At 70.7% G+C, this 10,935-nt stretch carries 11 protein-coding genes and 1 pseudogene; 5 read left to right on the top strand and 7 right to left on the bottom strand.

The window, feature by feature from the left end; all coding sequences use genetic code 11:
* The first annotated feature begins 38 nt into the window (after window positions 1-38).
* Window positions 39-1,226 (top strand): hypothetical protein, encoded by a 1,188-nt coding sequence (locus tag D7W82_RS17345; protein ID WP_120619415.1) that lies wholly within the window; start codon window positions 39-41, stop codon window positions 1,224-1,226.
* Between the two features lie 62 nt (window positions 1,227-1,288).
* Here the strand turns inward: D7W82_RS17345 and D7W82_RS17340 are convergent, their stop codons facing one another.
* Together D7W82_RS17340 and D7W82_RS17335 are read right to left on the bottom strand one after the other, a co-directional pair.
* On the bottom strand, window positions 1,289-1,579 hold the full coding sequence (locus D7W82_RS17340; RefSeq protein ID WP_120578238.1) for a hypothetical protein: 291 nt from the start codon (window positions 1,577-1,579) through the stop codon (window positions 1,289-1,291).
* Window positions 1,572-1,787: a hypothetical protein gene (locus tag D7W82_RS17335; RefSeq protein ID WP_233587727.1), complete on the bottom strand. Its 216-nt coding sequence runs from the start codon at window positions 1,785-1,787 to the stop codon at window positions 1,572-1,574. Before D7W82_RS17335 ends, D7W82_RS17340 begins: the two co-directional genes overlap by 8 nt.
* Window positions 1,788-2,063: 276 nt before the next feature.
* Here D7W82_RS17335 and D7W82_RS17330 point away from each other — a divergent pair, with 276 nt between their 5' ends.
* Entirely contained in the window at window positions 2,064-2,273 is a 210-nt protein-coding gene (locus D7W82_RS17330) for a hypothetical protein (RefSeq protein WP_014393545.1), read from the top strand.
* Between the two features lie 32 nt (window positions 2,274-2,305).
* Here D7W82_RS17330 and D7W82_RS17325 read toward each other — a convergent pair whose 3' ends face one another.
* Window positions 2,306-3,211, bottom strand: a complete 906-nt coding sequence (locus D7W82_RS17325; RefSeq protein ID WP_120619413.1) for an AEC family transporter — start codon at window positions 3,209-3,211, stop codon at window positions 2,306-2,308.
* Window positions 3,212-3,452: 241 nt separating this feature from the next.
* On the opposite strand from D7W82_RS17325, the gene D7W82_RS17320 reads away from it, so the two are divergent.
* Window positions 3,453-4,706, top strand: a complete 1,254-nt coding sequence (locus D7W82_RS17320) for an MFS transporter (RefSeq protein ID WP_120619442.1) — start codon at window positions 3,453-3,455, stop codon at window positions 4,704-4,706.
* Window positions 4,707-4,758: 52 nt separating this feature from the next.
* Here the strand turns inward: D7W82_RS17320 and traC are convergent, their stop codons facing one another.
* Complete coding sequence (gene traC / locus D7W82_RS17315) at window positions 4,759-6,573, bottom strand: outer membrane exchange accessory lipoprotein TraC (RefSeq protein WP_120619412.1); 1,815 nt, start codon at window positions 6,571-6,573, stop codon at window positions 4,759-4,761.
* Window positions 6,574-6,847: 274 nt separating this feature from the next.
* On the opposite strand from traC, the gene D7W82_RS17310 reads away from it, so the two are divergent.
* On the top strand, window positions 6,848-7,084 hold the full coding sequence (locus tag D7W82_RS17310) for a hypothetical protein (RefSeq protein ID WP_014393541.1): 237 nt from the start codon (window positions 6,848-6,850) through the stop codon (window positions 7,082-7,084).
* Between the two features lie 109 nt (window positions 7,085-7,193).
* The gene (locus D7W82_RS17305; protein WP_120619411.1) at window positions 7,194-7,985 is read left to right on the top strand and encodes an FRG domain-containing protein; all 792 of its coding nucleotides are present in this window, start codon (window positions 7,194-7,196) and stop codon (window positions 7,983-7,985) included.
* 508 nt (window positions 7,986-8,493) lie between these two features.
* Here the strand turns inward: D7W82_RS17305 and D7W82_RS17295 are convergent.
* From D7W82_RS17295 to D7W82_RS17280, 3 genes and pseudogenes are all read right to left on the bottom strand, one after another.
* A complete protein-coding gene (locus D7W82_RS17295; protein WP_233587725.1) occupies window positions 8,494-9,243 on the bottom strand; it encodes a hypothetical protein in 750 nt (249 codons plus the stop codon).
* A 590-nt stretch (window positions 9,244-9,833) separates the two neighbouring features.
* Window positions 9,834-10,619 carry a hypothetical protein gene (locus D7W82_RS17285; protein ID WP_233587723.1) on the bottom strand — a complete coding sequence of 262 codons (786 nt, stop codon included), beginning with the start codon at window positions 10,617-10,619 and terminating at the stop codon, window positions 9,834-9,836.
* Between the two features lie 69 nt (window positions 10,620-10,688).
* Window positions 10,689-10,935, bottom strand: a pseudogene (locus D7W82_RS17280) (hypothetical protein); the annotation flags it as partial.

The raw sequence follows: 10,935 nt of genomic DNA, 5'->3' as shown, positions 1-10,935 counted from the left end.
GACGTATCCGTGGGGTGGCTGGGCTAGGGTGACGCGCCATGGCCGTGTCGAAGAACCGTCCCCCGCAGGATGCCCTGCCGCCCCGCCTGGATGCGCTGCTCGAAGCCTTGATGGACCGCGACTTCGCGACGCGGCTGCGCAAGGTCTACCAGGCGGCCGCGGTCGCCATCGACCGGCTGGGGCACCTGAGCATCGTGAAGTACGAGCCCACCACCGCCGAACCCGACGACGCCGCGGACCTGTCGTTGTGGGAGACGATGGCGCCCGCCATCGGCGAGACGCTGACGGACGTCAACAAGCTGGTGGCCGCCATCCGCGACGCCTTCCCGCCGCCCGCGCGCACCGCCACGTCCAGCGACGGCGGCTGGGCCCCGCCGCCCGCGAGCTCCGACGAGCGCCTGTCGCAGGAAGCGGAGGCCGTGCTGCACGCCAGCGCGGAGCGCCTGTCCAAGCGCTTGCAGGAGCTGGGCGTGCAGATGCGCCGGCCGGAGGTGGTGAGCGACCGCTGGACGCTGATGTCGGAGCTGGCCGCGTCGCGCGCGGACTTCCGCAACCGCATCGGCGACCTCGTGTACCTCACCGCCGCGGCCTTCGCGGACGTGCGCCGCGAGGACGTGGTGCCGGGCTACGCGAACCAGGTGGGCGCGCGCGTGGCCCTGCGAGGCGCCGCGGCCGACCTGCGCCGCTCCCTGCAAGGCCGGCTGGAGCGCGCCGCGAAGGCCACGGACGCCCAGCGGCCCGCGCTGGCGAGGCAGGCCGAAGAGAGCCTGGCCGCGTTCGTGTCCCTGCCCGCGTCGCTCGCGCTGAAGACGCCCACCAAACGCGAAATCGTCGCGGCGCGAGGCCGGCTGCGCGACGCGGGCACGCAGGCCGCGCTGGGGCCGGACGTGCTGCCCGGGCTGGTGGAGCCCTTCCTCGCGCTGCTGGAAGAAGCGATGGAGGAGCTGACCCGCATGTGGCTCACCGTGCACGACCGCGCGGTGTGGGCCGCGAGCGGTGTCCGGCTGGAGCAGGTGGAGATGCACCTGGACCTGGGCTCTCCAGGCGCGGCGCGGATCCTGGAGGAGGCGGTGACGGCGGCGGGCGCGCTGTCGGGCCGCTCGGCGCCCTTCGACGCCTTCCTTCGCAAGGGCCGTCAGGAGGCCTCGGCGGGGCTCAACGAGGCCGGAGCGAGAGAGCTGCTCGCCCGCTTCCGCGAGCGGCTGGCCAGTCTGCCGTTCAGCTAGCGGGCCTCACGCCTCGCCTCCACGGGGCCCCGGAGCACCGGGGCCCTGGCTGCGGACACGGTTCAGGGCTTCGCGGGCGTGGCCGGCGCGGGCAGCGCGGGGGCGTCCTTCTTGGGAGGCAGGATGCGCAGCTCCTCGAAGCGCTCCGCCAGCGTCTGCGGCGTCAGCTCTTCCTGCCACTGCTTGGGGTTGGTGTTCCACCCGAAGTCGGCCGGCACCTTGCCGCCGCCCTGGCTGGTGTAACCAATCATCTCCGGGAACTGCGCGGACCAACGGCCGCCCGGATCCGGCTCCTTGGTGACGTGCTGCCGGTTGGGGAGGATGAAGGGCTTGGGCTTGGGAGCATCACTCATGCAGCCAAGCCTCTCCGAAAGAGACCTCATTGGGTAGAGCCAAGCGGGGCTCCTGCCGCCTTCGCGCGTGGTTCTTGGGGGGCAGCACGCTCGGCCCCAGCTCGAACACCGCCGCGAAGTAGCGCGCCTGCGACTCGCTGCCGTACCGGTAGCGCCGCACGCCCCCCGGGTGGGCGACCTCCACCCGCCAGCCCTTCCGGTCGCACATGACCTTCACTGTGTTCCCTGCACCCATCCCGCGCCTCCCCCGTCCCGTTGCTGTCCGAGGGGGTGCGCCATGAAATCCCCGTGCCAGCGTCCGCAAGGCCGCCCAACAGGTTGCGGTGTCGGCGGGTGAGCAGTCGGAGATCGGCCGGTAACCTTTGCAGGCTGCCTTGAGGGGCCGTCTTCTGTGCCTGAAAGGTGGGGCAAGGCGCCATACCGGGTCCTCGCGGCGGGGAACCGGTCTGCTTGTGTCGGGCGGATCCTGCGTTAACTCAATGGCATGACCCAATTCGAGACCCAGAGCGGAGAGCGGTTCGCGGACTTCGATCTTCCCGAGGGCTGCATGATGTGTGGCGGCGCGGTCTCCATCCGGGCCACGCCCGCCGGTGCCCACGGCTATTGCCCGCACTGCCATGTGCTGTCGCGCCCGCAGATGCGCGTGAAGCCCAACGGCGTCGAGCTCTCCTTCGAGACCACGGCGCTCGCCTGAAGCGAACCCCTGACGCCCGTGCCGCGCGGGCGTCAGTGCACCAGGGACAGGAGCAGCGGCGCGGTGGCGAACGACAGCGGAATGCCCACGCCCACCATCAGCACCGCCAGGTCCGCGTCCAGGTCGTGCTCGGCCGCGAGGATGGCCGCCGTCACCATGGGCGCCATGGCGATCTGCAGCACCGTGGCCTGCTTCACCACCAACGCAAGCCCGGGCATGAGCATCAGCAGGCCCAGCACCGCCAGCGGCGCGAGCACCAGCTTGTAGGACAGCCCCAGCGCGAGCGCGGGCACCCGCGGCCAGAGCCCCTTCAGCCGCAGCTGGAAGCCCACGACGAACAGCGCCAGCGGCGTGAGCAGGTCCCCCAGCCGCTGCAGCACGGACTCCAGCCAATCCGGGAAGGCGAAGGGGCGCAGGAGCAGCGCCAGCACCAGCGCCTGGAACGGGACGAACCCCAGCACCTTGCGCACGAGCGAGCGGACGGACAGCTCCGACCGGGCGCTGGCCCTCGCCGCCGTCAGCGTGGCGAGCGTCGCCAGCACCAGGAACGAGCCCAGCTGATCCGCCACCACCGCCACCGGCACGCCTGAAGGCCCCAGGAGCGCGGCGGCCATGGGCAGGCCCACGAAGGCCGTATTGCCCAGCCCCGCGGTGAGGATGAGCGCCGTCACCGACTCGCGTGACAGCCCCAGCCGGGGCCCGAGCAGGCGGAGGAAGAGCACCGCCCCCACGAAGAGCAGCCACGGCGCCGCGGCGGCCACCACCAGCCCGGGCGCGAACTCCAGCCGGTGCATGGCGCGCAGCACCAGCGCCGGCAGGGACACGTTGAGCAGGAAGACGTTGAACGCGGGCGCCGTCCCTTCGGGGAACCGGCCACTGCGCCGCGCCAGCACGCCCAAGACGAGACACACCCCCAGGAGTCCGATGACCTGCCCCATGCCCGCCTTGCGTCCCGCCTTCCAGGGTGTGGATTGGCGCGGCAACCTGGAGGAGCCCGCCAGCGATGTCCAGCGCCATGAAGGTGCGCGCGGGGAAGTCGCGTTTCGCACGCGGCTGGAATGCATGCGGCTCCAAGCGCCCGGGTGAGCCGGAGGGTCATGGAAACGCGCGGGGCGCGGGCGCATGCTGGCGGGCGCCCGCGGTCAGTCCTTCCTCCCCACCCCCGTCGGGCATCCCGCCATGAATCCCGTTGCCACGGTGTTGAGAGCGCTGGGCGGGGGTGGCCTGCCACGGACGTATTGGGTCCTGTGGGTGGGCACCTTCGTGAACCGGCTGGGGTCCTTCGTCGCGCCGTTCCTGGCGCTGTACCTCACGCGCGAGCGCGGCTTCAACGTGGAGCAGGCGGGCATCATCGTGACGCTCAACGGAGCGGGCGCGGTGCTGGCGGCGCCGCTGGGGGGCATGCTCGCGGACCGGGTGGGCCGGCGGCTGACGCTCGCGGGGGGCCTGTGGCTGGGGTCGGGGGCCATGCTGCTCATCGGCCACTCGGAGAGGCCGGGAAGCATCGCGGTGGCGGCGTTCCTGTTGGGCATCCTGGGGGACTTGTACCGGCCGGCGGTGTCCGCGGCGGTGGCGGACCTGGTGCCGCCCCAGGACCGGGCGCGCGCGTACGGGTTGCTCTACTGGGTCATCAACCTGGGCTTCGCCATCGGGCTGCCGCTGGCGGGCCTGCTCGCGGGGATGGGCTACCGGCTGCTCTTCATCGCGGACGCGGTGACCACGTTCCTCTACGGCTGCTGCGTCTGGGCGTTCGTCCCGGAGACGCGGCCTCCGGAGGCGCGCGCGGCGCACGCGGAGCACTCCCCGCTGGGGGCGGTGCTGACGCCCTTCCGAGACAGCGTGTACCTGGCGTTCTGCCTGCCGGTGTTCGCGCTGGCCCTGCTCTTCCACCAGAGCTTCATGAGCCTGCCGGTGACGCTGACCCGGCAGGGCCTGACGCCCGCGCAGTACGGGCTGGTGATGTCCGTCAACGGCGTGCTCATCGTCGCGCTCCAGCCCTTCGTCGTGCGAGGCGTGGGCCGGGTGCGCCGCTCCACCGCGCTGGCGGTGGCGGGCGTGCTCACCGCCGTGGGCTTCGGGCTGCACGCGCTGCCGACCACCATGCCGCTCGCGATGGCGGCCGTGGCGGTGTGGACGCTGGGAGAGATTGTCCACTCACCGGTGGCGCCGTCGGTGGTGGCGGACCTGGCGCCGGCGGAGCTGCGCGGCAGCTACCAGGGCGCGTACCACATGATGTGGGGCCTGGCGTCCAGCATCGCCCCCGCGCTGGGCGGAGCGATGCTGGGCCACTTGGGCGCCACCGCGCTGTGGGCGGGCTGCTTCTGCGTGGGCCTGGCCGCCGCCGCGTGGCACCTGACCATCGCGGGCGCGCGCAGGCGCCGGGTGGAGACGCTGCGGCTGGAGCGCCCGGAGATGAGCGCCAGCCTGGACTGAAGCGCGTGGCGGGCGCGATGCCGGGGCGCACCGCGCCACGTGAGGCGGACGACTACTGCCCGACGCCCAGGAGGGCCTCCGGCCGGGTGAGGCCGCGCGCGCGGGCCACGGGCTGGAGGATGTCCTGCGGCGGCGCGTCCGCGGTGAGCAGCAGCGCGCGCACGGCGGTCTCCACCACGTCCTCCGCGCCGGGGCGCACCATGCCGCGCCGGGCGTCCTCCACGCGCTTGCCGCGGTACAGGTCGAAGCGCTCCTTCACGTGCTTCGCCACGTCCGCCACGGCCTTGTCGCCCGCGTCCACGCGCAGCTCCAGCTCGTTGCGCAGCTGCACGGGGTCCGCGAGCACGCCGTAGCGGTCATAGCCCTTGTGCGCCAGGTCCTCGTGCAGCACCGCGTAGTCCCGCGTGTTGGGCGCGGGCACCTGCTGGGGCGTCAGCAAGTCGCGCATCACCGACGTCACGGTGGCCGTCACGGTGAGCCGGTGCAGCTGCACGTCGTAGACGAAGTCCGAGTACATGGGCTCCTCCACGGTGATGGGCTCGCGGAAGACGGTGTCGCGGTGGCGCTGCACCTCGGAGCGCTGCGTCTCCGCCTTGTCCAGGGCCGCCTGCACCGCCACCTCCAGCACGCGCGCGGCCTTGGCCTTCATCGACATCAGGCCTTCATCCTGGGTGCACTGCCCCGAGCACCGCTCCGGGTCGCACTCGCCAGGCACCTTGCCCGGGCTCTTCGCGTCGCGGGCCTCCTCGCCGCACTCCTGGATGGCCGCGCGGCACTCGCGCTTCTCGCGCTCGCGGCAGCGCTCGGCGACGTCGCGCAGCGTGCCCAGCTCCACCTGGGCCTTGAGGTACTCGCGCAGCACGGCGGCCTGCTTGCGCTCCACGCCCTCCAGGGTGCGCTCCGCCTCCAGCAGCTTCTTCTCGTAGTCGCCGCGCTTGGGGTTGGGCACGGAGCGGTTGCCCGCGAGGTAGCGCTGGCTGCGCTGGGAGTCCTCCACGGCCTTGAGCGGCAGCACGCGCTCCAGGGACAGGTCCAGCTTCACGCCCACGCGGCCCGGGGGCGCCTCCGTCACGACCTTCAGGGGCAGCTTCGTGGGGAGCGCCGAGGCCAGCCGGCCCGCGCTCAGCCGCTGGGCGACGTCAGGGGCCTGGGCGTTGTCCTCCACGGGCGTGGCGACCACCAGGAAGGCCACCTCGTCGCGCAGCCGCTGCCGCACGGACTCCGCGCGCTCCCGGGCGGCGGTGGCGCCCACGCGCTCCTGGTCCGCGCGCACGTAGGCCACGAGCGCGTTGCCCAGCTTGCCGGACTTCTCCAGCGTCTCCGCGCTGGCGAAGAAGCGCTTCGCCCACGCCACCTGCACGGCGTCCACGCCCTTGCGAGCGTTCACGTGGTCCGGCGACACGGCCAGCACCGCGTCCAGCTCCGCGCGGGCATCCTGGAGCTTCTCCTCCTTGAGCAGTCCCAGGGCCACCTGGACGCGCGCCTCCAGCGTCTGGGCGAGCAGCGCGCGGGCCCCTTCATGGTCGGGGTTCAGCTCCAGCACGCGCACCAGCAGCTTGGTGGCGGACGGCAGGTCCCCGGAGGAATGGGCGGCGCCGGCCTCCTGGTAGACCTCCTCGCCCCACTCCCTGCGCACCGCGCGCAGCTTCACGGTGATTTCGGAGGCCTCCGGGTCCGCGGCCAGGGCCCGCAGGTAGGCGGCTTCCGCTTCCGCCCAGTGGCGCTCCTTCACGGCGCCGTCACCCTCGCGCACGGCGCGGGAGAAGGCGGAACAGCCGCTGAGCAGCACGAGCGACAACAAGGCCAGGGCGCTCAGCCAGCGGGAGGAATCGCGAGGGGGTCGGGCGGGGGAGCTCACGCGCCGCATTCTCGCGGGAAAGCGCTCCGGGCGTGAAGATTCCGACGGCTCGCCCGGCTGGTTGCTCCGCGTGAAGGCAGACATCCTGGCGGGACGGGCCAGGGACGCCCGACGTCATTAGGCTGTTGTGCCTTTTGAATGTGTCACACCCACACGGTCTTCTGCTGGCAGCGATGAGCCGGGGTGCAGGCGTTCAGTGCCCGGGCGACGGAACGCCGGGAATGACGCGACGCACCAGTCAGTAGAGGGAATCAGCACCCACGAGGGGGGCTAGAGGAATCCAATGCCTTGTCCACAGCCGCGTCCCACCAAGTTCCACCTCCCGCTGCGGGCCGATACGTTCTCCATCGAGGAGCACCGCAACGTCCACTGCCGCTTCTACGGCGGCTGCATCGACGTGGCGGTCCGTCAGGACTGGGAGAGCTTCACCTGCGCCAAGTGCCCGCTGTTCCAGCAGGACAAGGCGCCAGGCGCCAGCTCGTTTGCCTTCACGCAGCCCGCGAACTTCGGGCAGCCGTAGGTGTCAATGTTTCAAAGTCTGTGATTGAGCCGGCCGGGCGTCCTGGACGCCCGGCCCCTGCGTCCCGGGAGGACAGGGCCCACCTTGTCGGGCGGCGGGGGGACAGCGGATGCAGGAGCATCGGGTCACATCGTGGCTGGAGCTGCAGGAGCTGTTGTTCGCGGGCTCATGGAACGAGCCGCTGGGCCGGTTCCGCACGAGCTTCGTGTTCCGGGGCGTCCCGGACGCGACGCTGGATTTGACGGCGACGCTCAACCGCCACGGGGCGTTCGTGCGGCTGGAGCGGGACCTGCTGCGGGCCTTCCGCAAGTACGCGCGAGGCGTGCCGGGCACGGAGCGGCTGACGTCCATCTGGGACTGGCTGGCGCTGGCGCAGCATCACGGGATGCCGACGCGGCTGTTGGATTGGACGTTCAGTCCCTACGTGGCGCTGCACTTCATGACGGAGCGCATGGACCTGCTGGAGCAGGACGGCGCGGTCTGGTGCGTGGACTACCACCAGACGAACCAGCAGTTGCCCCGGCCGCTGCGTGAGCAGCTGCGGTTGGAGGGGGCGGACGTGTTCACGGCGGAGATGCTGGCGACGGTGGCGGGGGACCTGGCGACGTTCGACGGGTTGGGCGAGCAACCGTTCGTGTTGTTCTTCGAGCCGCCGTCGCTGGATGCGCGCATCGTGAACCAGTTCGCGCTGTTCTCGGTGATGAACGGACCGGGCCTGGGCCTGAACGAATTCCTGGGGCACCAGCACCAGGGCGTGCGCCGGCTGGTGGTGCCGGCGCAGCTCAAGTGGGAGATAAGAGACAAGCTCGACCAGGCGAACATCACCGAGCGGGTCCTCTTCCCCGGCCTGGACGGCCTCAGCCGCTGGCTGCGCCGCTACTACGCTCCGCGTCCCCGGTAGGAGCAGGAGCCTGCGGCTCCGGCGCGGGCGGTGGGGCCGGTGCCTCTTGCGCGGGAGGCTGCGTGTCCGGCGCAGGAGGAGGAACCGCGAAGGAGGCATCTCCCGCCGGAGGAGGGGCCTTTGCGAGCACCTCTCCCTGGGGAGTGACCGCATAGGCATCCCATGCATCGAGCACCCGGATGCGAGGCCCACCACACCGTCTGAAGTCCTGGTGTACCGCGACGAAGTAGAGGCCCTGCGTCTGCCCAGTGAAGACGGCGACCGCCAGGCCCTGCTCTGGGCTGGAACAGCCCTGGAACAACGTGGGGTCGGGGTTCGTGCGGATGAACTCCCGTATCGCGCCAGCGGCAGCCACCGCGGCCCCGGCTTCCATGGGTTGTCCCACGAGCGAGGCGGACGTCTCGTCGGGCCATTCGATGGGCGTCGCCCACGCCTTCGGCTTCGCGGCACATCCCGCGAGCACCGCGATGCATCCTGCCGCCACAACCCTGCCCCTCATCGATGCTCCCTATTCACGCAGCAGCCGCAACGGCCCATTCGTGCACCGGGGCTCCGCCCCCAGGTGGCTCTGTGTCGGCGCGCAGGTGCCCAGGAGAATCCACCTTCGCCGCCGGTCACTCCACTGCTCGACTTCGCCCGTGGGAAAATAGCGCAGATAGACCCGGGTGCCGTCCATGCGCTCCGCGACCAGGGCGGAGGCCATCTCGATTGCCAGGCTCTTGAAGAGGGCGGGCGCGGGATTACCAGGGACGAGGCGCACCACCGCCATGGCCGTCAGCGGATCAATCGCATCCGTCGGCCAGGCCATGAGGTCCACTGACGAAGGAGGGCTGCCACACGGATGATTGTGGATGAACCCGACCACCCAGACCTGCGAAGCCGGGTAGTCCTCATCCTGGACCTGCTGAGGCGCGGAGCAGCGACTGTGGCTTCCGCGAACCGGCTCGGACACGCGCCAGGACAAGGCCTCTCGCCCGCCTGCGACGTAGACGGCAGCGCAGTACTCCGTGGACAACCCCTGGATGGGCCGCAGCGTCGCGGGGTCGCACGTTCGGGCACCTGGCCGCGTGAGGAAGGCGTCCGCCACATCCCGTATCAGGCCGATGGGGATGGAGTTGTCCCCCGCGGGCATCTCGACCGCAGGCACTTCCGCCCAGGGACCGCGACCGGTCTTCGCGTCCGCGAACGTGGTGGAAGCAGGCGCCGAAGCCGCGCACCCCACCAGCAACCCCAGCAATGAAGGCAGCGCGAATCGCATGGTGCGGCATCCTCGCATCTACGCGAGGAGAGCGCCTCATTCAGTCACGGTGCCGCTACTACGCTCCGCGTCCCCGGTAGGAGCAGGAGCCTGTGGCTCCGGTGCAGGCGGTGGGGCCGGAGCCTCTTGCGCGGGAGGTGCCAGAGGAGGCGCCGCCTCTGGAGTCGCTGCCGGCCGGGCTTCCCCTGGCCCCAGCGGATCCTTCGCGACGACCTGTCCTTGAGGGGTGACCGCATAGACATCCCAACCATCCAGGAGTCGGAAGCGCGCCCCACGGCATCGGACGAAGTCGTGGATCACCCTCACGTAGTAGAGACCCTCCGTCGGTCCCGTGAAGACCACTGCCACCAGTCCCTGCTCCGGGCTCGAACAACCCTCGAACAGGTGCGGATAGGGGTTGGTGCGGATCAGCTCGCGGATGGCGCCTGCGGCCGCGAGAACGGCTCCTCCCTCCAGGGGCTGGCCCACGAGTTTCGCGGACTGCTCGTCAGGCCATTCAACAGTCCCCTTCCAGGCAGGAGCCCGGGCGGCACATCCCGTCGCCATCACCGCGAAGCCGACCAGCGCACAGACCTTCTTCATCCCAGTTCCTATTCGGCCAGGAGTTGGACGGCTCCGTCCCGGCACAGCGGCGCGGAGCTGTAACGGGTTCGCGTCGGGACGCATGTTCCCAGAAGCCGCCAGCGGCGCTCCTGCTGGCTCCATTGTTCGATCTCACCGGTGGGAAAATAGCGGAGGAAGACGCGCGAACCATCCGCCCGCTCCGCGACGAGCGCCGAGGCCATCAGGAGGGCCTGGCCCTTGAACATCGCGGGAGCAGGGTTGCCCGGGATCATCCGGAACTCCGCCAACGCGGGCTTGCCTGCGAATGCATCCGTGGGCCACACCGTGAGGTCGAGGGTGGAGGGAGGCGTCCCGCACGGATGATTGTGGATGTAGCCCACGATCCAAATCTGCTCGGCGGAATGCTCGCTGTCCGTCACGTCGGATGACGGCTGGCATCCGTTATAGGACCCACGAAGCGGCTTCGTGACCCGCCAGGACAACGCATCCTCCGTCCCGGCGACGTAAACCGTCGAGCAGTACTCCATGGAGAGTCCGACGATGGGCCGTTGACTGCCAGCGTCACACGTCTTCGCACCAGGCAGCTTGAGCAACGCGTCTGCCACGTCCCTGAGCAGGTCGATGGGGATGGTGACATCACCCGTCGGCATTTCGAACGAGGCCACTTCCGACCAGGGCCCTCGCACAGGTTCGCCCCGTCCAGGTTCGGCGTAGCGCTCCTTGGAAGCAGGCGCGCTCGCGCAAGCCGTCATGAGCACGAGCAATGGCCAGAGGCGTTTCATCAAGGGACCCGATCCGCTGTAGCGGCTCATGCACTCAGCCGCACACGGACCACCCTAGCCGCATGACCCTTCAAGACCAATGCCCGACCCATCGGGCTTTCACGCGTGCACGGGCTCCCCACCCACGGGTCCGGACCTGTCCCGGTCGCGCCGTGACGCGCGCTCCGCGTCCTCCCTGGCCCACCGCGCCTCATCCTCGCGCGCGTTCTTGTGCGCGAGCGCGCCCCCCACGATGACCCCGCCTATCACCAGCATCATCAACAGGATTCCGACCACCAACGCGCCGACGATGAGCATCTGAACCACCTCCACCTCCAACGGTACGTCGCGCCTGCCCCTCCCGCAG

It is taken from the genome of Corallococcus sp. CA049B (genome assembly GCF_003611685.1).
In the GTDB taxonomy this organism is placed as follows: domain Bacteria; phylum Myxococcota; class Myxococcia; order Myxococcales; family Myxococcaceae; genus Corallococcus; species Corallococcus coralloides.
This window is presented reverse-complemented; position numbering and strand designations above follow the sequence as displayed.

What these genes read in the sequence shown, in the direction of transcription:
- D7W82_RS17345 (WP_120619415.1), top strand. Translation starts at nt 39, where the DNA reads ATGGCCGTGTCGAAGAACCGTCCCCCGCAGGATGCCCTGCCGCCCCGC.
- D7W82_RS17340 (WP_120578238.1), bottom strand. Translation starts at nt 1,579, where the DNA reads ATGAGTGATGCTCCCAAGCCCAAGCCCTTCATCCTCCCCAACCGGCAG.
- D7W82_RS17335 (WP_233587727.1), bottom strand. Translation starts at nt 1,787, where the DNA reads ATGTGCGACCGGAAGGGCTGGCGGGTGGAGGTCGCCCACCCGGGGGGC.
- D7W82_RS17330 (WP_014393545.1), top strand. Translation starts at nt 2,064, where the DNA reads ATGACCCAATTCGAGACCCAGAGCGGAGAGCGGTTCGCGGACTTCGAT.
- D7W82_RS17325 (WP_120619413.1), bottom strand. Translation starts at nt 3,211, where the DNA reads ATGGGGCAGGTCATCGGACTCCTGGGGGTGTGTCTCGTCTTGGGCGTG.
- D7W82_RS17320 (WP_120619442.1), top strand. Translation starts at nt 3,453, where the DNA reads ATGAATCCCGTTGCCACGGTGTTGAGAGCGCTGGGCGGGGGTGGCCTG.
- traC (WP_120619412.1), bottom strand. Translation starts at nt 6,573, where the DNA reads ATGCGGCGCGTGAGCTCCCCCGCCCGACCCCCTCGCGATTCCTCCCGC.
- D7W82_RS17310 (WP_014393541.1), top strand. Translation starts at nt 6,848, where the DNA reads ATGCCTTGTCCACAGCCGCGTCCCACCAAGTTCCACCTCCCGCTGCGG.
- D7W82_RS17305 (WP_120619411.1), top strand. Translation starts at nt 7,194, where the DNA reads ATGCAGGAGCATCGGGTCACATCGTGGCTGGAGCTGCAGGAGCTGTTG.
- D7W82_RS17295 (WP_233587725.1), bottom strand. Translation starts at nt 9,243, where the DNA reads ATGCGATTCGCGCTGCCTTCATTGCTGGGGTTGCTGGTGGGGTGCGCG.
- D7W82_RS17285 (WP_233587723.1), bottom strand. Translation starts at nt 10,619, where the DNA reads ATGAGCCGCTACAGCGGATCGGGTCCCTTGATGAAACGCCTCTGGCCA.